Genomic DNA, 23,716 nt, shown 5'->3' on the forward strand with positions numbered 1-23,716 from the left:
TCTGCGCACAAATAAACTGCTCTAAAAATGTCTATTTTTCCCTTCGTGATACTACTAACACTTGCCTCTGAGCTTATGAATCTGTTTCAAGAGAATCTCATCGATAAATCGACTTAGTAGACTGACGAACGATAAGATCAATCGGAGGTAATCTGACTTCGTGTCGCTCTCCGGAAAGCAAATTCAGCATAGATCTCGCACATAACGCACCAATTTCTTCTATTGGCTGGCGCAAGGTGGTCAATGCTGGTGTGAAATATTGTGAAACGGGTAAATCATCAAACCCAACCACCGAGACATCTTCTGGTACTTTGTAACCATGGTCAGTCAACGCTTTGATCGCGCCATAAGCCGTTTGGTCATTGGCTGCAAACAGTGCTGAGAAATGAACTTTTGATTCGATCAATTCCACCGTCATTTTATAGCCGGTTTCAGATCTAAAATCGCCCTGCTTAATCAGCTTAGGATTAGGTTTGATATTCGCTTCAAGCAAAGCTTTTTTATAGCCTTTAAGACGTGCTCTTGAGTCTGGTTGACTCTCTAGCCCTTTAATATGAGCGATGTTCATATGACCGAGTTGTAACAAGTGCAAAGTTGCAATATAGCCACCCATGACATTGTCCAAATTGAGTGAACGGATGTTTTCTCCCTCGATGTTATAGCCTACCGCTACCACAGGGATTGATTCTGCCGTTTTCAAAATCATTTGTTCGCTTAGGCTACCAGTCACGATGATCAAACCATCAACTGAGCACTTCATTAAGTATTCAAGCGCATGCATCTCAAGCTTGTTCTGCCAATGCCCGGTCGCCAGCACTAAAGAATAGCCCTGTGCCAACAGAACTCGTTCCATATCATTTAGAATGCTACTGGTGTAAGGACTGTCAGGATGCTGTACTAGGACACCAATCGTCATAGAGCGACGACTTTTATCCTGCTGCATCTGGAAGTTTGGCTTGTAGCCTAGAGAGGTGATGGCTTGTTCGATCTTATGACTCTTCTCTTCCGCAACATAGGTAGTTCGGTTCAAAAAGCGTGAAACAGTGCTGGGTGATACGCCAGCCAATTTTGCTACATCATAAACAGTTGGAGCTTTTTTCTTTTTGTTGGTCATCAGACTTACCCCCTCGTTCTTTTTTATAAGTATATGAAGCATAAAGTGGGATTGGCTTTTACACTCAATCCCACATATTCCACCTTTGAACTACCTAATCACTCTATCTATAGAGATAGGCGTAGATCATTCCAGGTCGGAAATAGCGTCCGGCTGTGTATTTCAAACCGGTACTCAACAACCAAGTGTGGAGTTCACGATAGTCGACGTTTGAAGGTAAGTTGGACAAACTCAGCGCAAACTCCTCAATGTTTTGAGTCAGCTCTGGATTCACCCGACCATCAGCAAACAAGTGACCAACCTTCTGTAAGTGCAATAACAACTCACTCGCCACCTCTGACGTTAGGTCAAAGCGTTGTGCAATATCGTTTTCGCTTACAGTAACAGAGCAGTTAAACCCTTCCGGAGCAGCGAAAGGAATTTTTGCCATGCTGTAAAGTGCCTGATATACCGCATCCATCAATCGCTCTGCTTGTGCTTGCTTACCCGCAAGACGCAGTGCAGTCGCAACACTAAACTGAACGCCAATCCAAACATCTTGCGCCTGAAACGCATCGTGAGGTCTACCATCTGCCAGCGTCATATTAGCAACCCCCAATTTAGGACTGTTGGTAATAAAGTTGGTTTGATAGATAAAATCTAGCGTACGTTCAATGCGTGATGAATCAAACAAGCCCGGTAAATCGACCAGCTTCAGATAGCTGTCCGCCAATAGTGCGTCACCAAAACTGTTGTCGGAATCCGCTTCCAACTTGGCAAATTCAGCACTGAATGCTTGCGGCGCTAGCTCGATCAGTCGTTGTTTCTTAGCCAAACGTTGGCCTCGCTTGCTGATACTACTGTCTACTTCGTAAGCATCTAAATAAGCGTTGACCAAGTTAGCATCATGTACGGTATTACCTGTCAGCGTTAAGCCAAGTTTTTCAAGTGATTCGAAACCGTTTCCGGTTAAATGCTTAGCCTGTACTGGTGTGATGAAGAAATGGTAGTAGCCTTTTTGCTCGTCCCAAAGTCCGCGCTCTAGTGTTTCAAGAGCATCCTTAGAACGTTGCGTATACCCCTGAGCCAGCTCTTCCTCACCGACTAACAATGCCAGTTCACTTGCTGCGCGCAACCCTGCTACCCATAAGCTACCACAGTAGATTGAAACACCATGAGAAGCAAGATTATCAAAGGTATCATCAGTACCGCGGGTCAAAGGCAGAGTGTCTCCATCTTCAATAAGATTGGTCAGATAATCGATACTCTCTTTCACTGATGACCAACAACTTTCAACCACTTCGCGGTCGCCCGTTTTTTGCCAGTGGCGATACACCATCAGAATGAATTTAGGCGCTAAATCTTTCCACTCTTTGACGTTATGCCAGCTGTAAGCATCTGGCTCAATATCAAAAGGACTGCCCAGATCGTGAATGACCGCCCCACGTTCAGCTCTGCTTCCCTGATATTTTTCGTCCACCAACTCTGCATAAGGCTTATCTTCATACTCCCAGTAGCGTCGCAGCTTTTCATCACTATTTAAGATGGCTTTGGCGAAGTGTTTCATTACGCAGCCATCAAGCTCCGGAAGCAGATAGAGCAGAGAAAATGAACCGTAGAAATACACATCCAGTGAGTTAAAAAATGGGTAATCAACACACTCTTTCACCAGAAGTACGTTTTCCTTATCCCATACCGTAGATTCCGCTAAGAAGGACAAGCTGTTCATCGCCATAGTGGCGAAACGAAGCGCACAGTCATTATCAACAAAGGTTTGGCTGGCATTATCAAGGAACTCGCGCTGTTGGCTGATAATGTTTTGCTCGATCTCGCTCAGTCTCGGCAAAGTCTGGTTGAGAATAGATTGCGCTCGCGATTGAGCATCAAAGTAACGGGCATAAGCTTTTTCACTTTCCCAACCATCCAATAAGATTTTGCTGTGATCCATTACTTGAGCAAATCGAAGTGCAATCGTCTCACCAGGTTTAAGAGTCACTTGCACACAGACCAAAGCACTTAATGGCTCTCGGCCACTATAGATACCACGATCAAAATGCGCATTGGTGCGGCCTGTTTTTAATGCTCGCTCAACTTGTTGATCCGCTTTGCTGCAGTAGACCTGAGGTTTGACGGTTACCGTTACTTGCTCAGCCGTTACCCCTTCAAATTGGGTATGCACGCCATACAAGACCTCACCTGAGATATCGCCATCATAAGGTGAGTTCGATGTCATACTCACGCCATGGAACTCAAAACCAGCACCAGAGATAGTTACTGGCTGATGTTGTTGGCTGATGGCATTTTGAACTAAGTGACAACAAGAATCTTGCACACCTTCACGTGCTTTCTTATAGGTTGAACCAATCAAATTGCGTAACGGTTGAACCAAGGTGACAAGCTGAGTTTTGTCACTACGGTTACTCATCTCGAAGTGGTTCCAGTGCATCGGCAAGCTACAAAGCATTTGGTCGTTTTTCACAATAGGTGAAATGACCTGACGCGTTAGCGCAACAGACTCAAGCCCTCGATATTCGAACTCTGCGATCGGATAAAGAGCACGGTACTCTATGTTGCTTGGATCAATAGATTCAACGCTTGAACCATTATTAGCCGTCAGCGACAGAGCTCGTGCCGAGTTGTTTATCAATAAACCATTGAAGAAATCGATCACAACAAGCAACTGGGTTTCAAGACTAGAAGGATCGTTGGTGATCGCTTGTTGGGTTTTATCGGAAAATTCAATCTGCCAACGTTCAAAGTTGGATTTATTATTTAGATAGAACAAGCCTGAACGCAAACAATTCTTTATTCCAGAAAGAATTAAATCTTTATTCTTGGCATGAAAAACATCAAAATAAAAGTCCACTGGATAATATTTTAAGAACAGTAATAATTCACCGACATTTGGTATATCCAAATTATCCAGAGAGTGTTCATCCATTACGGAAAAATAGAAGTCATTAAAGTGAATACTTTCATGTTCACAATCAACGAATATGCCTGGAATAAAGCTAAAGTTTGGTGTGTTACCTTGCGGAGTTAAGGTAAATGTCGAACCTATACCACCAACGGCCATCCCTGTATTAGCTGGTGTTGTTGAGATCGGGGTATACCAAGGCTGAAGAAACTCAACGGCATTCCCTTTACTGCATAATGCACCTGCTTGACCTGAATACGATGTATATGGAATTTTATTTATCATAATTTCAAATCCAATATTGAATATTTAAACTCATCCTTTAATATCTAAAAAAAGGAGAATATTTATGTTTAAATTAATTAAAAACAATTTTGGGGAACTCAATTCAACAACCATATTAAACTCTGAACTTGGAATTCAAGTCGATATTATTCAAGACTTCGGTGCTATCATTAATCAATATCGAGTTAACCACAGTCCATTTTCATTTATTGTGGGATACCAAGACAGTCATGATTTAATTCAATCTCATCCTTTCTTTTCGCGTAGCGCAAAGCTCTTCCCCTTTCCAAATCGCCTAAAAGCAGGCCAATACCGCTATAGACAACGTGATTACACACTGGCAGCCAACTTTCCATGGTCTGAGCATGCAGTACACGGTTTGCTCTATAACCAACCTTTTAAACTGGTCGCGCATGAAGCCAATAGTGAATACGCTGAAGCCACATTTCGCTTTGAAACCACTAAATTAGCGGATGGGTATCCCTTCGCGTTTCGCCTTGATGTCCGTTATCGAATTGACTATCAAGGAACCTTAAGCTGCAATACGACCATTACCAACTTAGGCACCGAACATTTCCCATTTGGAGATGCATGGCACCCCTACTTTTCTCTCGGCTGTGACCTCAAACATTGTCAGCTCACTATGGCGGCTCATACCGAGCTCGAACACCAACACGATTTACCTACCGGGCAATATCTCTCTAGCAACGTCTTCTCTACCCCAACTTCATTGGAAGGCGTTAACCTCAATCACTGCTACCTGTTCAGTGACTCATCAGAGCAAACTCTTGCACTGATACGTGATGACAAGAGCGCTTCTTTGCAGTTCAACCAAGGCAAGGGCTACTCGTTCGTGCAACTCTATACGCCACCTTCGGAGCCTAGTATTGCGATTGAGCCAATGACTTGCCCTGCTGATGCATTCAATAATCACATTGGTCTACTGGAGCTGGCTCCAGAGGAAACCGTTCAATTTGAGTGGCAATGCCAAGCCACATTTGTCTAGTTCTATTGGCGAGTTCAAAAAGTGGGGAGCGCAATGCTCCCCTCATTTACTAGCCGAGTCTTACCTCTACTTGATGTTCACCTTCAGTAAACACTGGCACTTTGTTCCCAGCTAGGACTTCACCATTCACGCGCAACTCCGCCACACCTTTACTTACCTTGTCTGGGTTGGTTACGTGAATATGGTAGGTCGCACCACGGAACTGGCGTTTAACGCGAAACTCTTTCCAATCAACTGGAATACAAGGATCAACAATCAAACCATCAATGTCAGGACGCACGCCCAAAATCCATTGTGTTCCGGCAACATAAGTCCACGAAGATGTGCCCGACAACCAAGCGTTTCGGCCAAGACCAAACTGCGGATGCTCATCACCAAGAATGTTTTGCGGGTAGCAGTAAGGTTCTGATTCAAAGATATCAATCACATCATTCTTTGATGCAGGGTTGATTTGGCGGTAGTACTCGTAAGCACGATCACCGTTACCCATTTTCGCTTCAGCAATCATCACCCAAGGGTTGGAGTGGAGGAAAATACCGCCATTTTCTTTCGCGCCCGGCGGGTAAGTTGAAACACCACCAAGGTTCGGGTTAAAGCCATTGTAGCCAGGGGTTGAAAGCTTAATGCCGTTTGCCGTATTGAGTTTGGTGTATACCGAGTTAAGCGCCTGAGTCGCGCGCTCTTGCTCTGCAAAGCCTGCAATTACTGGCCAGCTTTGACCATTGGTATAGATTTGACCTTGCGCATTGGTATGAGAACCGACAGGTTGCCCTTGCTCGTCAAAGTAACGAACAAACCACTCACCATCCCAGCCACACTGGTTAACGATGGCTTTCATCTGCTCATACTGTGCCTGATATTGCGCGGCACGGTCATCTTCACCACGCAAGCGGCAGAGATCGAGCATATCGAGTAGCGCTTTACCGTACATGCTGGCAACCATTAGAGACTCAGCACCTGTTGGCAAGTTCACCGTATCGTTCCAGTCAGCGAAACCAAGCAATGGCAAGCCATGTTGACCAGTATTACCACGAGTGAATTCAATCGCGCGGCATAAGTGTTCCCACACGCTCGCCGATTCAAGTGGTTTGCCTTGCTTATCTTTTTGATAGAACGGAATTAGCTTATCGAGAAACTCTGCATTACCTGTTTCTTTGACGTACTGCGTTACTGCATAAACAATCCACAAGTGGTCATCGCCGTAGTAATCAGGGCGATCTTCTTCTTCACGAGAGTCTCCTGCGTTCGCTTCCATCGTAGATGGGAAGAACTGGTGCATCGCAGAACCATCTACGTTTTGTACTGAAAGCAGACGCTCGATAAACTCGCGCGCTTCTTCAGGCATATGAGTGATAACACCAAGAGTGTCTTGCGAAGAGTCTCGGAAACCAATGCCGCGAGCACCGTAGCCAAGCTGATACAAAGACAAATAGCGTGACCAGTTTTTCGTTGTATGACACTGACGCGGGTTGTGAATGTTCAGCATTGAGTTCATTGCAGGATCAGGCGTTTCAACCTGAACTGCCGCAAGATAGTTGTCCCAATGAGTAGCCAGAGCGTCAAACGCCTTATCCACTTCTTGATGATCGCGATACCTCGCAAGCATAGGCTCAGCTTGTGCTAGGCTCGGCATTTGCGTTAGCTGTACAACGGTACGTTCGTTCTGCTGTGGTGCTAACCAACCTAAACGCAAGTTTAATGCGCCAATGTTGTCACCACGCAGACATTCACTATTACCCAGTTCAGCAGTAAACAGTTTTTCAGGCGCAGCCCAGCTGCCATAACCCATATTACCGAGGAACTTCTGGCGGTCACCATCAAATGAAGTCGCAGGGCGATCTGCCGTCATCAGGTTTACTGCGTAGTCGCGTTTCATAAAGGCATACTGCTCTAGAACTGTATGTCCAGACGCTTGTTGATGCGCTTTCAAAGTCATGGTTTGAGGTACCCAGTCTGCGTTAACCAGTTGTTTTAACGCGTCAAAATGGGTGAATTCAAACACAGGCACAACATCTACATGCAGCTCTTCATCACTTATGTTAGTAACTTTGATGTCTTCAAGTAACACAGGAGCATCTTTAGGCACAAACAGAGTCACTTCACATCGAACGCCATAGCCTTCTGAAATGATTTTTGTGTAAGAAAGACCGGTGTGGTTTTCGAACTTTTCCAGCGGCTTTAATGTTGGCGTGTAAAAAGGTGAAAATACTTCAACTTTACCTTCACGGTTAGTCACTTTCAGATAAACAGTAGAGCCTTTAAAGTCTGAGTTTGGCAGTTGGGCAATGTATTTGGTGATGCGGTTCAGCGCAGGGTCACCTTTACACAAAACAACACCACCGTTGCTGTCAACGAGACCACCAAACTCCAGTGTACCTACATAGTTACACCACTTAATCGGTGTACAAGGAGTGGTGGCGATATATTCTTTATTGTTATCGTCAAAATATCCGAATTTCATATCACTATCCTTAGCTCCCATACGTGTGGGAGCTAACTATTAAATTGATTCTTGGGTCTTGTATTTAGGCTGGTTACTAGTGAGCCAGTGATTTTTCACTCAGCGCGTCAAACAAGTGAATAGCATCCAGGTCAACGTAAAGCGTCTGTTCTTTGCTCTCTACTTCTGCCGCCTGTGTTTCTACAGTCAAAGGTTGACCGCTCACTTCTGTTCTCAGCAAGATGCTTGCACCAAGCAACTCTTTGTCTTTGATAGTGACTGGAATCGGCAACACACGGTCATGATCGACTTGCTCTGGACGTAAGTGGATATCGGTTGGTCGAATGCCAAAGTGCAGAGCAAGATTCTTAGAAGCATGCGCTTTAAAACGCTCAGGGAGTGGAATCTTCACATCACCCAAAAGAATAAAGTATTCATTCTGCTCACTAATCAATTTCGCATCTAACATGTTCATTGACGGGTTACCGATGAACTGTGCAACAAACTTGTTTGCAGGACGTTTAAACACTTCCGTTGGAGTACCAACCTGTGCCACATAGCCATCTTTCAGAATCACGATGCGATCAGCCAATGTCATCGCTTCGATCTGGTCATGCGTTACATAGATTGTGGTTGTTTTCAGCTCACGGTGTAGCTGTTTGATCTCTTCACGCATCACACCACGTAGCTTGGCATCAAGGTTAGACAGCGGCTCATCAAACAAGAACACTTTCGGTGTACGTACCATCGCGCGGCCCATCGCAACACGCTGACGTTGACCACCAGAAAGCTCTTTCGGTTTACGGTCCAGTAGCGCTTCTAGCTCCAGCATTTTGGCTGCTTTACGAACTTCCACATCGATGTCTGGTTTCTTCATGCCTTTGAGCTTGAGAGCAAAAGCAATGTTTTCATACACAGTCATATGTGGGTACAAAGCGTAGCTTTGGAACACCATCGCCAAATCGCGATCTTTAGCATCAATCTTGTTCATCAACTTATCGTCAACATAGATTTCGCCAGAAGAGATGTCTTCAAGTCCCGCGAGCATACGTAGCGTAGTTGATTTACCACAGCCAGAAGGACCAAGGAAAACCACAAATTCGCCATCCTTTACTGTGAAATCAAAGTGCTTAACAACATCCACATTTCCAAAAGACTTTTTAATTTTACGAAATTCTACTTTAGCCATTACTTGTTCTCCTCGGCGCGCTCTAGAAGCATATTGCGGTACGCAATAGCGCTCTGCTTCAATGTTCTTTTCTGGGTTGCATAGTCAACATGGACGATGCCGAAACGCTGTTCATAGCCATATGCCCATTCGAAGTTGTCCATTAAACTCCATGCAAAATAACCATCGACACGAACACCTGCGCGGATAGCGTTATCAACCGCTTCTAGGTGAGTTTGGAAATAACGAACACGTTGTTCATCATTGACGACACCATCGATAATTGAATCATTACCAGCTGCACCATTTTCCGTAATGTATAAAGGCGGCACATTGTCGTAACGCTGATCAATTCTTACGAGAAGATCCGTTAGGCCTTGCGGATACATTTCCCAACCGATGTGAGTGTATTCAGCGCCTTCTGGCTTAATTGTTTCAATCTCATTTTGCTCATTGAAACGAGCAACACTGCGGCTGTAATAGTTAATACCGATGTAATCCACCGGTGCCGACATGATTTCTAAGTCGCCCGCTAGGATCATTGGCATGTTGGCTTTTTGTTTTTCAACTACAACACTCGGATATTGCCCCTTGAGTACAGGGTCGATGAACCAATGGAAGTTCTCTGCTTCACAGTAGTCAGCCGCCGCTTTGTCTTTATCCGTAGCCGGATAGCTCGGCGTTGCGTTGAATACGATGCCATGCATGGACTCAGGCGCATTTTTTCTTAGCACTGGCATAGCTAAACCATGGCCTAACATCAGGTGGTGGGCTGCTAGATAGCCTTCTTTATCACCTTTAATACCCGGTGCATGTTGACCCCAACGGTAGCCTAAGAAAGCAGCAACGAATGGTTCATTGAGCGTGGTATATACATCGATCTTGTTACCAAAATGCGCGCTGACAACTTCAGCATATTCGGCAAATTTGTACGCTGTTTCACGGTTCAGCCAACCACCTTTGTCTTCCAAATATTGTGGAAGATCCCAATGGTAAAGCGTCACATAAACTTTCAAACCACGAGCATGACACTCGTCGATTATCTGCTCATAGAACTTAAGACCTTCAAGATTAACCACGCCGTCTTGAGGCAGGATTCTTGGCCATGCAATCGATAAGCGGTACGCATCCACACCTAGGTCTGCAATCATTTCGATATCTTGCTTCCACAAGTGGTAGTGGTCACAAGCAATATCCCCGTTGTCACCTTTATCTACTTTGCCTGGTACCTTACAAAACGTATCCCAAATAGAAGGTGAACGACCGCCTTCATGAATACCACCTTCGATCTGATAAGAAGACGTCGCGACACCGAAAACAAAATCTTGAGTAAGTAGTGCCGAATCTTTCGGCAACTGATATTTATTTATTGTCATTTTTTAACCTTTTACTGCACCGGACGTTAAGCCACTAATCATCTGTTTAGACGCAAAGAGATAAGTCACAACCAGAGGAAGAATCGAGATTGTGGTGCCCAACATTACTGCTCCCCAAGGAGTATTAGGAATACCTTGTACACTTCGTAGTGCCTGAGTAATTACATAGTTTTCTGGAGTCATTAGCACCACGAGAGGTTGCATAAACATGTTCCAGAAGAAGACGAACTGAACGATAGCCAGAGTCGCAAGTGCTGGTTTCATCAACGGTAGTACCACGCTCCAATACGTTCTGAACTCACCTGCACCATCCAGTTTTGCCGCTTCTAGCAGCTCTTTCGGAATGGAAGCCACTACGTGCTGACGCATCAGGAAAATACCAAAAGGTGTGGTCGTGAACGGAAGCCATACCGATACATGGTTATCCAGCAAGCCTAAGAACTTAACGATCATGAAATACGGGATCAGGCTGAGCACTGGCGGAATCATCATCGAACCAACCAGCATGCCAAACAGAATGTTTTTGCCACGGAACTTAAATACCGCAAACGCATATCCACCCATACTACAGAACAGCAATGAAATCGTTGTTCCTAAGAATGCAACGTAGATAGAGTTAAACATCGCCTGCCAAAAAGGCATGATCTGTTGCAGTTTGGCGTAGTTGATGGCAAGGCTGTCACCAATAGCAAAACTGATTCCTGTACCGAAGATCTCCCCACGGTCACGTGTCGAAAGCAGAGCAGACCAAATGAACGGGAAAACAGTCACAATCGCTGACACAATCAGGACAAGTGCCAAAATAACCATCAAGATCTTAGTGAAACTTTCAATCGCTCGATCGCTAGGCTTAATCGAAGCCCACAACGACGAGTTTGATGTAACAGATTGAGTCGTCATGTTATTGCTCCCCCAAACCTTTTTTACCGAAGAAGAAGAATTGAACCATGGTACAAGCTGCAATCAGAGCAAACAGCAACCAAGAGATAGCTGACGCCGTACCCATTTCAAGCCATTCCCAGCCCACCTTGTACAAGTACATAGAGATAGTAAGACCAGCCTGACCAGTACCGCCGCCACCACGAGTCAACACAAACGGTTCTTCAAACAACTGCAAGTTACCAATGATGGTCATCGTGACTGCGAAGAAAACAAACGGGCGAATCATAGGCAGTGAAATGTTCCAGAAGCGACGTAGTGCGTTGGCACCGTCCATACGGGCAGCTTCAAGGATGTCTTTCGGAATAGTCATTAAGCCAGTGGTGTACAGTACGATGTTGAAACCTGTGTACTTCCAGAACACCATGATGGCGATAGATGGCTTAATCAAAGTCGCATCATCCAACCAGCGAATCGGTTGGAAATCATTAACCCAAGCAAATGCCCAACCAAACAGTGAACTGTCTGCCAGTGCTATCAACGTTTGGTTGATGATGCCGGAGTTTGGTGAATACATGTTGAAGAAAATCAGTGATGCCGCAACCGTAGAAGTGATATACGGAAGAAAATACGCTGATGTTAACCAATGACGGATCTTATCCCCCATTGATACAAGAATGTACGCAACTGGAATGGCAATTAAGTGCTGAGCTAGGCCAGAGGTAATCGCTAACCAAAAAGTATTCTTCAGAGAACGCCATAGCCATGGGTCAGTCAGAGCGATATGGTAGTTTTCAACTCCCACATATTCCATCGCTCCCAACCCTTCCACAGGGTTCCATGAGTGAAACGACAAAAAGACAGAAAAAAGTAACGGAAATATTCCAAATACAGAAAAAATAACTAAAAACGGCAACAGAAACGAATACGGTGTAAGCGCTTTCAAATTCAGGCGAGAAAAAAGGCTTTCGCCGCCTGATGTTTTCACTGAGTTACCTGTAGATTGGTTCATAGTAACAACCCCTTACCTAGGGAGGCGTAAGTAACGCCTCCCAAATTTTAAAACAACTTTGGCTTACAGATTGCGCGTACGACGTTTAATCAAGCGCTCTGCTTCTTCAAGCGCAGTCTTGATATCTTTACCTTCATCCAACACTTCCATCAGTGCATTTTCTAGGACGATTGAACGCGCCACGTGGTCACCTTTCGCTGGTGCGACTGGCTTGATGTTTTTCGCCACTTCAGCAAACAGCAAACGAGCTTTCTGACCACCTAAGAAAGGCATTTCTTGTGAGAACAGTGCATCATCGTAAGTAGTTACGTTAGCAGGGAAAGCTGCGATAGTTTCAAAGTGTTTAAGCTGTACATCACGACGAGTTGTCATGTATTCAATTAGCTTCCACGCATCATCTTGCTTGGTAGATTGAGTCGGGATAGAAAGGAAAGAACCACCCCAGCTGCCGTAGATACCATCAGGTAGGTGAGATACGCCCCATTTACCCGCAGTTCCTGGTGCAATCCAGTTGTTTAAGTGGCCAAGTAGCCAAGCACCTGATAGCTGAGTTGCAAACGTACCGTTACGGAAACCTTCATACCACTCGTTTGACCAAGCTAGAATTTTGCCATCTAAGCCTTTGTCACGAATTTTTTTCGCAACTTCAAACGCGTGCACAAAACGCTCAGAAGTGACCACTGGGTTACCTTCTTTGTCGAAGTACAGACCTTCGCCTTCAGGTACTGTGGTAAAGATAATGGCTTGCGCTACGTCTGCTGCTGAAGCAATCAACTGAATGTTTTTCGCTTTTAGTTTTTCACCTGCATCGATGTAAGAATCCCAGTCTTTGATCGCTGCATTCACGTCGATACCCGCGTTTTTGAAGATATCAGTACGGTAGTACATAACACCTGGGCCAAGATCGACTGGGATACCGTAAACATCACCATCAGCACCTTTGCCTTGTGTCCAAGCATACGGAGCAAAACGGTCAGCGTATTTGTCTGCACCATATTTTTCCGACAAGTTAACTAAACCACCAGACGCAACAAACGGACCGATCTTCTCTACATCCACAACGATCACATCACCAGCACCTGAACCCGTTGCAAGGTTAGTGGTTAGCTTAGTGTGGTGGTCACCATGGTTGTTCATCAGGTAATCAACCTTAATGCCCGTTTCTTTCTCGAAGTCAGGTAGCAGTACTTTCAAGCTGCTATCAAAATCAGGGAAACCATCAAAACGGATCTGGCTATCAGCTGCGGTTGCCGTTGTAGCAAGTCCCAGCGCAATCGCACTCGAAAGTGCTAAGGTCTTAAATTTCATGCTTTATCCTTAATGTAGTTATAGGGTACTCGTTATGTCCTTGACTGAATCTCGCACTACTAACGCAGGGTTGAGTTTGAAATTCACATCTTGCTTATTCTTGTTAAGCTTTTGCAAAGTGAGCTGTACTGCCTCAATGCTCATCTGCTCAATCGGAAAATTAATCGTGGTTAAAGAGGGAGTGAGATAACGAGCAAAAATGTTATCGTCAAAACCCACAAGTGAGACATCATCAGGAATCGAATAACCGGCTTCCCGTAACACCTCAAATGCTCCAAACGCCATATGATCATTTGACGCAAAAATCGCAGTGAACCGACAGTCTCTCTTCAGCAATTTCTTCATCGCGATAACACCTGTTTCTTCAGTAAAACCTGCTTCAGAAACCAGTGCTTCGTTATACTCCAACCCTGCATCTTCCAAGGCTCTTCGATAGCCTTGTAAGCGTCCTCGAGCATCAGATTTGTCTAAAGGTCCGGTAATACAAGCGATCTCGGTATGGCCTTTCTGTAATAGATACTGCGTAGCGAGTTTTCCCCCCAGCTCGTTATCAATATCAATACAGCTTCGATACATCTCTGGAATAAAGCGGTTCACTAAAACAACAGGAATGCCCTGCTCTTCCAAAGATATTAAGTAATCATCACTCAGGTGCTGAACATGGAGAATCAATGCATCGACTCTGCGCCCTAGCAGAAACTCTACAGACTCGCGTTGTCCCTGTTCAGTATTGGAACCCGCTGTCACGATGGCATGGTAGCCAAATCGACGTAGGTTCTCTTCCAAGCAATGAAGAATGCCCGAATAAAAAGGCCCACCAAGTTCCGGAACAACAATTCCCACACTGCCAGTACGACTCGATGCTAAAGCCTGAGCGATAGAGTTAGGACGGTAGCCCAGCTCTTTAATCGCTTTTTCGACTTTTAGCTTTTTATCGTGACTCACACGACTAGTACCATTAATTACTCTGGATACTGTCGCCTGAGATACCCCCGCATGCTCAGAAACGTGTTTAATTGTTGCCACCGATACCTCAATACTACTTTTGTTGAAAACGCTTACAAGTTAAGTATTCCGTAGTTAGTGAGAGTAATGAGTGAGTATGGTCACACTAATTTTTTGGAAAAAATAGAGCTTTCATAAAAGTAGAGAGCTCTTACAATTTCATCCCCTTCCATGAAACAGTTTCATGAAGCTTATTTTCCCAGTCAGGCATCCTTAGTTATAAATATTCTTATTAAAAAGCTTAAAATATTTAAAACACCAATATTTAATTCTTATTTATACAACTTCTTTATTTCTTTCTTCCGATTGCAAAATAAAACTTTCCGTCAATTCAAATTGAATTTCAGCCAAACGTTCTAATTTTTCGCCATGCTCTGCTACTTGGGTTGACCGCTGTAAATTTTGCTCAGATAACGAATGAATATGACTGACATTTTTCGTCACGTCACTGGCAACGGATTGGTGAACAATCGTTGCGGAAGCGATTTGTTGACTACGATGAGACACTTGATTCAGCAGTTCATGCAACTTCACAAAGCGACCATTAACCTGCTTGGCTTGCTGCATGCTTTGGGTCATGCCAGAGAGGCAGTTGGAAATTTGTTTGCCAGCAATATCTGTTTGACGCTGTAAACGCTCAATTTTATTTTGAATTTCCTTCGCACTATGCGTAGTTTGAGCCGCAAGAATCCTGACCTCATCCGCAACCACTGAAAACCCTCGCCCATATTCACCCGCGCGAGCCGCTTCAATTGCAGCGTTTAACGCGAGCAAATTGGTCTGTTCTGAAATACCAGAAATGGTATCCAAGATAGATTCAATGCTGATGCTCTCTTGTTCCAGAGCTCGATTCGTTGCCGTGACCTGATTTAGCTCTTGAGAAAGTCGCTCCAACATAGCCACATTCTCAGTCATATCCGTTTGCGCCTTATCGGAGTGCTCAACCGCTTCAGTCACTAAGCTCAGTGTGTGCTCAGTCGACTGGGCAATATCCGTCACTGAACATTCAATTTCTTCCATCGCGGAAGCCACAGATACAGTTTGCGAAGTTTGCTCGTAAATGGCGTCATTGAGCTCGGTACTGATACCTTGATTGGTTAATGAAGTGCTGTTGAGCTCGGAACTTGACTGACGTATGCGTTCAATAATTAGCGATAGATGGCGAACAACCAGGTTGACCTTTTCAGCCACTTGTCCAAATTCATTGTTTGCCGAATATTCCACTTCCTGAGTCAAATCTTTAGCTGCAATTCGATTTAATGCATTGAGCAAAAGTCCGGTCGCTTTACGTACCATATTGGTAAAACTCAGCACCAGACATGCCGTAATAAAAATGGAGGCCAACGAGATACCAATAAACAGCGAACGAGTCTCACTCGACGCTTGTCTTGCTTCATCATAGAGTTGGTTGGCGATTTGATTAGCATAACGAGAAAGGTTGTCGACATTCGCCAACTGAGCATCAATTTTTTGCTCTAATTCGAAGCGTAATTCTGCGAGATTCTCCGCTTGCTCAACCACATCAACATGCATCTTTACTGCACCTGTTGGTTGGAAAGTGAGTTGTTTAAGTACGGATAGTGGTGTTTCAAGCGAAGAATAGAGCTTTGAGTGATTTTTGATCAGCAGTTGTTCACTCTCATCAAGATAACGCTGGCGATTGGTCAGGCGACGAGCAACGGAGCGGAGTTCCGTCATATCTTGCAACTTGAACACTTCGTTAGCTTCGTTGTTCAACAAACCAACTTGGCTGGTAAGTGCATCCAGGGCTTTTCGCGCCTCTGCCGATTCTGCGCTGCTGCGCGCACGTTGAAGCACATTACCCAACTGAGTGACGAGTGATTGGAACTGAGACTGCAACAGATAGCTCTGGTCTAACTGATCTAAGTAACTGGCATGTGCGTCAATAACAGCATTCAAAACCGCTAATACCTGCTCCCCCTGCACAGTGATTGGCTCTACGTAATCGTGCAAGTCTGGGCGCTGCTGTGTTTGAGCAACAAACCAACGAAGCTGAGTGTTATAAGTCTCTATATTGGCTTGAATTGACTCAACAAAGGGCGGCAATTCATCCAGATACTGCGCCGATAAATACGGCGTCAAACTGCGATTAATGTTAAGAAAATCAATGGTAAGCTGCGCTGAGCGAAGCATCAGCGGCGTTGCATCTTGAGTGATGGATTCCATCTTAGCCGTAACGTTCTGGTTACTACTGACAGATAGCCATGCAGACCCGATCATAATTGCGATAACGCACACACAACCAAGATAGAGACGAGAAACTAACGATTGAAAGGGCATACTCCACCTACTCATAAACAATCCACTACATGCCGTTCTTTGCAAGATAAAAAATGGGCACACATTGGTGCCCAAAGTTGGAGTTAAATTGGTTGGTAAACCAAGCCCCAATAATCTGCCTTTGGGGCTAATACATAGATAGACAGTAAACTATGAGTGGATTACCACCACGCTTCGAACATTGCACCTACTGCAACTGTGTCTACAGTTGTTGAAGTAGAAGAACCTGCTCCAGTCGTTTCAACATCACCCACAGTGGTGTAGAAGCGAAGCATTGGACGGCTCCAAGGTAGGCCACCAAGTGAAACGTTTTGAGAGACTGTTACTTTCCAGCCATTCACTTCTTTACCACTGTCATGGTCTTCCATTGCATAACCCGCTTCTAGCCAAGTTGAATGCACTTCATCCCATTGGTATTGAGGACGAATGATGCCTGAATATTCGTTTCTCTCAAGATTATCACCCGCATCATTTACTACATCTTTACCTGATAGGTTTTTGTATGAAACGAGATAATCGATAATGAACTGATCAGATACTTTGTAGTTACCTTCTAAACTGGTATACAGAACGTTAAAGTCATCGCCTTTTAAATCAAATGCAGAATCATCAGCACCATCAGTGTACTTCATAACCAGTTTGTTTGAGCTGCCTAGGCCCAATACTGCACCCACTTGCCATGACGTTTCATCTGCTTTAGCAGCGCCAGCTTCATCAGAAGCAAAACCATAGTTAGCATACAGATCAAGATTACCGATACCCGCATTGATGCTGTGCAGTCTTGACGTAATAGCGTAAAGACCATTGTCATTGTTCAAGCTACCCTTGTCCGAGTCGACTTTACCGACAAAGCCCATATCTAACTTAGCGCCACCAAGATTTAAGTTGTTGAAGCCCGCCCCTTGACCATCGTGCGTGAATACAAAGTAATCGTTCAGACCTTGTTGTAGACGACCGTGGAAGTCACGACCTGCCCACATATACAGCTCAGGTTGGCTTTCAAATATGTTGGTCACACCTGCGTACGCTTTTTTCAAGCTCACACCTCCGGCAGCAGGCCAATCACGATGAGCCCACTCATCAAACATCACCACTACGTCCCACTTAGCACCATTATCCGCTTGGAATATTTTGCCTAACTGGAACTCACCGCCGTTAGCTTCATTACCAAGACGGCCTACCGCTCTGCCAGTACTACCGACTCCTTCCACATAACGTTTGTCGCTATCTGAATAATGTGCGCCGTAGCGAGCATAACCAGAGAAAATAATTCCTTGAGGTACTTTTGTATCTGGCGTCAATACAGCTTGTTGTTGATCATTTACATAATCAATTTCAACAACCTTAGCTTCCAGCTCTTGAATACGCTTTTCTAAAGCTGACATATCGGTATCTGCCGCGAACACAGAGGCAGAGGATAAAATAGATGCCACAGCAAAAGTTATTGGTAAAACTTTAAAGTTCTTCATGTTATTTCCCTATTAAATTTAGGTTTGTTCTAATTCAGGGAAATAATAAGTAATGAAAGGTTTGAAAATATTTGCCGACTTCACACCCGCGTATCGAAATAAATAGCATGAAACAAGCGCGAAGAGTCTTTGATATGGATATTAAATTGAATTCAACTAGTTAAGAACGATTTTTCTCGTTTACTAATAATGAAATCGCTTTCATTTCATGGGGTTTAGCGAATTTAGTCACGAAATGTTCGTGTTCTTTGTGCTTAAAAAACAAACTGCCCATGAAAACTTTCAACATTATGAAATCTTTCACGGGCAACTTTCTTCCACCGTTATATGAAAACAGCTTTATGTTACAGAAGTTTGAACCTAACCCAAGACGATGAACGCCATCTCACCAACATAATGATGCCACGCACCCATTCATCTAAAGCTATCGCCATCCAAGCACCAATGACCCCAAAGCCCCAATGAATACCTAAAAGGTAAGAGAAACACACCCCAACCCCCCACATACACAGTATGCCGATTTGTACTGGGAAACGAACGTCCCCCGCCCCTTTCAAAGCAGAGATAAAAACAAGGTTAAACACACGTCCTGCTTCAAGAATGATCGACCCCATCACTAATGTCCCTGTGAGATACAAGATCTCCGGTTGATGAGTAAACAGAGGCAATATTGAATCTCTAAGCAAATAAATAGCACTGGCAGCAGAAATAGAGACAACAAAACTCACCAAGAAATAGATCTGCACCCGCTTAAGAATACTCTCTATCCAGCCTTTGCCGATGTAGTAACCCGTCTGAATCTGGGTTGCTTGACCTATTGCTAAAGCAAAGGCAAACGAAAAACGCGCGATATTTTGCGCATAGGTAAAAGCAGCAAGCGAAGCAGTTCCCATTTGCACAACAAAGTAGACAATTGCAATCTGTGCCATGTTATAGGACAACACTTCACCCGCATTCATTCCGCCTATTTTAAGAATTTTTTTGTATACCCCAGCAGGAACGTTCTTTAATGAGCCCATCGGCAATGAAATAGGACTGTATTTCAATATAAAACCAAGAGTCACCGTTCCAACAATCTGACTCACAACCGTCGCTATCGCTACACCTTGAACCCCATAAACAGGCAAGCCGAACGGTTGATAAAGCGCAATATAGTTACCAACCACATTCAGCAAACCACTGACCATGTTCACCACCATAGGTGAGCGAGAATAGCCGTAACTGCGAAGAATGGTGGTAAAGACGATACCAATCGTCACATTAAACGTCATTGCGCCACTGATGATGAGATATTCTTGGGCATAAAGTTCGACTTGAGGTTCGAGACCATAAAAAGAGATAAGATGCACAGCACCCAGCACCGCGCCAATACTGAGCAGTACACCGACGACGACGGAAAGCGCAATGCTGGCAACGCCCACATTAGTCGCATCTTGAGCTCGCTCCGCACCATTGTATTGAGCAATAAGAATGCCGGTACCGCTGCTGACAAATGTAGAAACAATGATCAGAAAAAAGGTTAGCTGAGTGATGACCCCAACCGCTGAAACCGCTTTATCTGAATAACCAGAAAGCATAAATACATCACTGGTACCGAGTGCAGTCCTCAGCAAAATTTCCACCAATATTGGCCACGTTAAAGCAACAATAGACATACGTTGATGAAATTTTTCATTTTTGGGCATTATTTTGACCTTAAAAGGGATAGTAACGCTGTCCCAGAGTGGGCTGACAGGGTGTCATCACTGGCTAGATAAAAGAGTGGTTAGTTCTATATTTTTGCCCGAACGGGATATGCAAGTATGGGTTTGATATTTTTTGGCGCTTAAGTCTATGATAGGAAACAGGCAACTTCTACCAAAAACGCGACCAATAAAAGGAAAATAACGACATGGAGACCACTTATCACCTAAAACGTCATCAGCGTTACCCACACCTGAAGTTTGCTTATCTGGATTGCCACCACTACCATGATTTTGGCTTACACAGTCATGATTATTCTGAACTGTTTTTAGTGATCAGTGGTAAAGGCAACCACTTAGTATCGTCACACATTTACCCACTCAATCCCGGAGATATATTTGTAATAAACGGGGATATTGAACACGCTTTTCAGGATGTCGATAAGCTAAGAATCATTAACTTGATGTTTGAAGCCGATGCCCCATTTTTTGAGACACCTTCACTTAGAAGACTCTCTGGTTATCAAGCGATGTTCAAAGTTGAGCCAATTGCGCGTCAAACCAGTAAGTACCGCTCACAGCTAACCTTAAACGGCGAACAGTTTTCTATTGTTGAACAACTCATTCAGACAATCGGGCAAGAATATGACCGAGCTGAAAACGGTTTTGAGACTATGCTGACTAGTTTAATGCAGCAACTGGCGGTTACCTTGGCGCGAATGTACCAACAACAAACGCAAGACCTTCCTCAAACCACCATGGCTTTAGGCAGAGCGCTGATATTTATTGAACAAAATTTTACCGACAGCAATATGCATAGTCGCGATATCGCCCAAGCCGCATTTATTAGCCAGCGACAGCTCGAAAGGTTGTTTAAACAGTTTCTCAACACATCGCCGAATCTGTATTTAAGAGAGATGCAGCTTAAGTACGCGCACGCCTTACTGACCAATGACAATCCTATGCCGATTCAGCAAGTGGCAGAGCAATCCGGTTTTAGTGACAGCAACTATTTTTCCAAATGCTTTAAGAAGAAATTCGCCTTAAGCCCACGTCAATACATCAAACAAAAAAGAAAACCAGAAACTGAAGATACAGCCCATAGCTAAGCCTTAAATAACTTAGCCTTAAATAACTAAAGAAGCAGACAGAACGTACGTTCTCATCAACGATTTTCTTTCTGACTTTTTGGCTATCGCGTTAGCCCAATTTTCATTAACAGACTAAAGACCAACATAGCTTTTGATACCGTCGAGGAACATCTGCGTAGAAATCATCACCAGCAATAACCCCATCAGCCTCTCAACCGCTTTCAAACCACGCTCTCCCAGAATTTTATGGAAGAATCCATTAAACATCAGAATCACGGAAGTTCCCGTCCAGGCAATCATGACGGCCGCAGACAGCTCTAACAACTGAGTCGGGTTTTGACTAGAGAGTAACAGCAGAGTCGCAATCACGGTTGGTCCCGCAATCAAAGGAATAGCTAAAGGCACAATGAAAGGTTCTTCGCCTGCAGCTAACCCCGTAATACTGCCTGCGCTAGGGAATATCATCTTAATCGCGATGATGAAAAGAATAATGCCGCCAGAAATACTAAGAGTTTCAGGCTGGACATGCAGGAAGTCCATGATTGACTGACCAGCGAACAAGAACAGCATCAAAATCGCCAGAGCGAACAGCATCTCCCGAATCAGAACAATACGTCTGCGCTTGGCATCAATGTGTTTTAGGATCGATAAGAAGATAGGCAGATTGCCCAATGGATCCATGATGAGAAATAACAAGGTTGCGGCAGATAGGATGTCCATAGTGTCTCAGTGTCAATAAGCATAATGGCGCAGTATATCAACGTACTTCAGATTTTACGATTAGGAACAATCGCAGCCTGAAGCACGAAAAAACTGGCACAACTAATAGACTCGGCCATCACTATAGGCACAAATTAATGCTGACAAATCTCTGCCAGATTTAAGTGCCATACACCATCTTTAATGATCACTTTCTGCTTGGCCTGAAAGAACTCAAGCACAGTATCGGTATCCATGCCAGAAAGTTTGCAGGTACGGAAAAGCACTTGGGTGCCAAATTCAGCAGCAATAAACTGACGCAGTTGCTCTTCAGTCATAGGCTGTAACTTCAACTGATTCAAAATTTTATGAGCATGAATGTGTTGTTCCACTTTGACTCTCCTATTGAGTTTTTGAACAAAAGGAGTCTTAGCTTATCGCTGTTATTCAATCGTGGCGTTGATTTAAAACAGCCTTAAATAACAACTGAAGCAACGATCAGCGCTTGGGCGAGTAGATAACTTCCACCGATTAAAGTTTTTCCATAGCGCAAAGGCTGGCGATAATCATGGATAGCGAGAATGATTGTCGAAACGATAAAACTTAAGCTACCGATAAAACCGAGCAAAGATGCGTGTGTTGGAGTGGTAATCCAAACTTCCCCTGATGCCCATGTCATCTGGAGTAACATCATTCCCATAATGGTTACAGGAAAAATAAGAGTATCGATTTGAGGTAACAAGAGGAAAAACGCCACAATACTTGCGGCAATGAGCAAAGCAGGTAACCACCAGATCATCGGCCCGGTAAGTTGTATCCAAAACGCTTTGCTATAAAAGAGCTGTACGACGAGAAAAGCGCTAAAACAAGCTTTAGCCTGCTTTTGCTGAATTCTATAAATATCTGCAACCACAGAAACGACCAAACCGGCAAGAACCCATAAAGGTGCTACCGACCAATCATCTTGCTGATTACCTATTATCGACAATAACAGCATCAACGATAACAGACCTAAACACAGTGTATTGAACACCACAGCCAGCTTCGCTTTATTGCTTTCAAACGCAGATATGCTGATAAATCCAGATATTAAAGCCGAAATCCAGCCCAACATGCCTATACCTCATTAACAATCTGCCGCCAGTGTAGAGAGGTTAGATCGGATGTCCAGAAATGAAAGACAAAAATTGGATCTTGATTATGATTCATTGCCCTCAACTTTCCTCTGCTACCCATTAAAAACGCCTAAACACACCAATAAAAATGCATTAAACACTAAAGTTAAACCAATAACAAAGGCTAGCCACCCCCACCCCCACATAATCACAATAAAACAAAAAGCCAAACGTTTGCTTTCTTAAAACAAAAGAATAAATAATTAAAATAATCAATTAAATTACAATATGTTATTAATAAAAAACCAAAAAAACACAAAATACAAACGAGCTAATGACAAAAAACAAAATTAATAGCCAATAATGGATAATATCTCCCGTGAGAAAGAAAATTAATGAGAAAAGATATCAACAAAGGAAACCATTTAAGGATAAACAACAACAAAATTAACTTAACAAGACCAAACCAGACCAACCGCCCCACCACAATCAAAAAAACGAAATAGAACACTATTAAAACACATTTAAAAACATAATTTTCATACACTTAAAAACAAATAGAGCAATAAAAAGCCACAATGGCGATTAAATGAACGCACCAAAAACACACGTAAACATCACCAAAATAGAGCAAATGTGACTAGTTAAAGTTATTATTTTAAGCCATTAGAAAAGAATGTGTTGATCAAGCCATTAAAACAGTGTTAATCTAATTCCACAGGTGAATAGGCAGAAAAGGAGCAGTGTTATGATTTCTTCATCTCAAAAACAAGGTTTGGTAATGATCGCAGTTATCGTTGGCTTGATGACACTGCCAATGATGTACTAACCCAATGTTATACAAATAAAAAAGGACGCAATTGCGTCCTT

Annotated in this window: 17 protein-coding genes; 2 read left to right on the forward strand and 15 right to left on the reverse strand. The window is 43.8% G+C overall.

Features of this window, described 5'->3' with window-relative positions; all coding sequences use genetic code 11:
• Positions 1-97: 97 nt before the first annotated feature.
• Both L3V23_RS15435 and L3V23_RS15440 read right to left on the reverse strand, forming a co-directional pair.
• Positions 98-1,114, reverse strand: coding sequence for a substrate-binding domain-containing protein (locus L3V23_RS15435; RefSeq protein WP_102954615.1), 1,017 nt, complete (start codon positions 1,112-1,114; stop codon positions 98-100).
• Between the two features lie 103 nt (positions 1,115-1,217).
• Positions 1,218-4,295 carry a GH116 family glycosyl hydrolase gene (locus tag L3V23_RS15440; RefSeq protein ID WP_102966447.1) on the reverse strand — a complete coding sequence of 1,026 codons (3,078 nt, stop codon included), beginning with the start codon at positions 4,293-4,295 and terminating at the stop codon, positions 1,218-1,220.
• 64 nt (positions 4,296-4,359) lie between these two features.
• On the opposite strand from L3V23_RS15440, the gene L3V23_RS15445 reads away from it, so the two are divergent.
• Complete coding sequence (locus L3V23_RS15445; RefSeq protein WP_102962982.1) at positions 4,360-5,301, forward strand: aldose 1-epimerase; 942 nt, start codon at positions 4,360-4,362, stop codon at positions 5,299-5,301.
• A 49-nt stretch (positions 5,302-5,350) separates the two neighbouring features.
• On the opposite strand, the gene L3V23_RS15450 is transcribed toward L3V23_RS15445, so the two are convergent.
• The 10 genes from L3V23_RS15450 to L3V23_RS15495 form a co-directional block, all read right to left on the reverse strand.
• On the reverse strand, positions 5,351-7,762 hold the full coding sequence (locus tag L3V23_RS15450) for a glycosyl transferase (protein ID WP_237292450.1): 2,412 nt from the start codon (positions 7,760-7,762) through the stop codon (positions 5,351-5,353).
• 76 nt (positions 7,763-7,838) lie between these two features.
• Positions 7,839-8,930 (reverse strand): sn-glycerol-3-phosphate ABC transporter ATP-binding protein UgpC, encoded by a 1,092-nt coding sequence (gene ugpC, locus L3V23_RS15455; protein ID WP_042488066.1) that lies wholly within the window; start codon positions 8,928-8,930, stop codon positions 7,839-7,841.
• Positions 8,930-10,279, reverse strand: coding sequence for a GH1 family beta-glucosidase (locus tag L3V23_RS15460; RefSeq protein ID WP_237292500.1), 1,350 nt, complete (start codon positions 10,277-10,279; stop codon positions 8,930-8,932). Before L3V23_RS15460 ends, ugpC begins: the two co-directional genes overlap by 1 nt.
• A 9-nt stretch (positions 10,280-10,288) precedes the next feature.
• On the reverse strand, positions 10,289-11,185 hold the full coding sequence (locus L3V23_RS15465) for a carbohydrate ABC transporter permease (RefSeq protein WP_042488063.1): 897 nt from the start codon (positions 11,183-11,185) through the stop codon (positions 10,289-10,291).
• A gap of 1 nt (position 11,186) precedes the next feature.
• The gene (locus tag L3V23_RS15470; RefSeq protein ID WP_042488058.1) at positions 11,187-12,176 is read right to left on the reverse strand and encodes a sugar ABC transporter permease; all 990 of its coding nucleotides are present in this window, start codon (positions 12,174-12,176) and stop codon (positions 11,187-11,189) included.
• A 63-nt stretch (positions 12,177-12,239) separates the two neighbouring features.
• Positions 12,240-13,484, reverse strand: coding sequence for an extracellular solute-binding protein (locus L3V23_RS15475; RefSeq protein ID WP_042488055.1), 1,245 nt, complete (start codon positions 13,482-13,484; stop codon positions 12,240-12,242).
• An 18-nt stretch (positions 13,485-13,502) separates the two neighbouring features.
• Positions 13,503-14,510, reverse strand: a complete 1,008-nt coding sequence (locus tag L3V23_RS15480) for a LacI family DNA-binding transcriptional regulator (RefSeq protein WP_042488053.1) — start codon at positions 14,508-14,510, stop codon at positions 13,503-13,505.
• 255 nt (positions 14,511-14,765) lie between these two features.
• Positions 14,766-16,790, reverse strand: coding sequence for a methyl-accepting chemotaxis protein (locus L3V23_RS15485; RefSeq protein ID WP_237292451.1), 2,025 nt, complete (start codon positions 16,788-16,790; stop codon positions 14,766-14,768).
• 161 nt (positions 16,791-16,951) lie between these two features.
• On the reverse strand, positions 16,952-18,259 hold the full coding sequence (locus L3V23_RS15490; protein WP_237292452.1) for a carbohydrate porin: 1,308 nt from the start codon (positions 18,257-18,259) through the stop codon (positions 16,952-16,954).
• A gap of 344 nt (positions 18,260-18,603) precedes the next feature.
• Complete coding sequence (locus L3V23_RS15495) at positions 18,604-19,944, reverse strand: MATE family efflux transporter (protein WP_237292453.1); 1,341 nt, start codon at positions 19,942-19,944, stop codon at positions 18,604-18,606.
• A gap of 206 nt (positions 19,945-20,150) precedes the next feature.
• Here L3V23_RS15495 and L3V23_RS15500 point away from each other — a divergent pair, with 206 nt between their 5' ends.
• Entirely contained in the window at positions 20,151-21,050 is a 900-nt protein-coding gene (locus L3V23_RS15500) for an AraC family transcriptional regulator (protein WP_102968437.1), read from the forward strand.
• Between the two features lie 114 nt (positions 21,051-21,164).
• Here the strand turns inward: L3V23_RS15500 and L3V23_RS15505 are convergent, their stop codons facing one another.
• From L3V23_RS15505 to L3V23_RS15515, 3 genes are all read right to left on the reverse strand, one after another.
• Positions 21,165-21,752, reverse strand: a complete 588-nt coding sequence (locus L3V23_RS15505; protein ID WP_042488042.1) for a YhgN family NAAT transporter — start codon at positions 21,750-21,752, stop codon at positions 21,165-21,167.
• 134 nt (positions 21,753-21,886) lie between these two features.
• A complete protein-coding gene (locus tag L3V23_RS15510) occupies positions 21,887-22,123 on the reverse strand; it encodes a YecH family metal-binding protein (RefSeq protein ID WP_237292455.1) in 237 nt (78 codons plus the stop codon).
• An 83-nt stretch (positions 22,124-22,206) separates the two neighbouring features.
• Positions 22,207-22,851 (reverse strand): lysoplasmalogenase, encoded by a 645-nt coding sequence (locus L3V23_RS15515; protein WP_174435424.1) that lies wholly within the window; start codon positions 22,849-22,851, stop codon positions 22,207-22,209.
• Positions 22,852-23,716 lie beyond the last annotated feature (865 nt).

Origin of the sequence: Vibrio sp. A1-b2 (assembly GCF_021726015.1) — a bacterium.
In the GTDB taxonomy this organism is placed as follows: Bacteria; Pseudomonadota; Gammaproteobacteria; order Enterobacterales; family Vibrionaceae; genus Vibrio; species Vibrio diazotrophicus.

What these genes read in the sequence shown, in the direction of transcription:
- L3V23_RS15435 (WP_102954615.1), bottom strand. Translation starts at nt 1,114, where the DNA reads ATGACCAACAAAAAGAAAAAAGCTCCAACTGTTTATGATGTAGCAAAA.
- L3V23_RS15440 (WP_102966447.1), bottom strand. Translation starts at nt 4,295, where the DNA reads ATGATAAATAAAATTCCATATACATCGTATTCAGGTCAAGCAGGTGCA.
- L3V23_RS15445 (WP_102962982.1), top strand. Translation starts at nt 4,360, where the DNA reads ATGTTTAAATTAATTAAAAACAATTTTGGGGAACTCAATTCAACAACC.
- L3V23_RS15450 (WP_237292450.1), bottom strand. Translation starts at nt 7,762, where the DNA reads ATGAAATTCGGATATTTTGACGATAACAATAAAGAATATATCGCCACC.
- ugpC (WP_042488066.1), bottom strand. Translation starts at nt 8,930, where the DNA reads ATGGCTAAAGTAGAATTTCGTAAAATTAAAAAGTCTTTTGGAAATGTG.
- L3V23_RS15465 (WP_042488063.1), bottom strand. Translation starts at nt 11,185, where the DNA reads ATGACGACTCAATCTGTTACATCAAACTCGTCGTTGTGGGCTTCGATT.
- L3V23_RS15470 (WP_042488058.1), bottom strand. Translation starts at nt 12,176, where the DNA reads ATGAACCAATCTACAGGTAACTCAGTGAAAACATCAGGCGGCGAAAGC.
- L3V23_RS15475 (WP_042488055.1), bottom strand. Translation starts at nt 13,484, where the DNA reads ATGAAATTTAAGACCTTAGCACTTTCGAGTGCGATTGCGCTGGGACTT.
- L3V23_RS15485 (WP_237292451.1), bottom strand. Translation starts at nt 16,790, where the DNA reads ATGCCCTTTCAATCGTTAGTTTCTCGTCTCTATCTTGGTTGTGTGTGC.
- L3V23_RS15490 (WP_237292452.1), bottom strand. Translation starts at nt 18,259, where the DNA reads ATGAAGAACTTTAAAGTTTTACCAATAACTTTTGCTGTGGCATCTATT.
- L3V23_RS15495 (WP_237292453.1), bottom strand. Translation starts at nt 19,944, where the DNA reads ATGCCCAAAAATGAAAAATTTCATCAACGTATGTCTATTGTTGCTTTA.
- L3V23_RS15500 (WP_102968437.1), top strand. Translation starts at nt 20,151, where the DNA reads ATGGAGACCACTTATCACCTAAAACGTCATCAGCGTTACCCACACCTG.
- L3V23_RS15505 (WP_042488042.1), bottom strand. Translation starts at nt 21,752, where the DNA reads ATGGACATCCTATCTGCCGCAACCTTGTTATTTCTCATCATGGATCCA.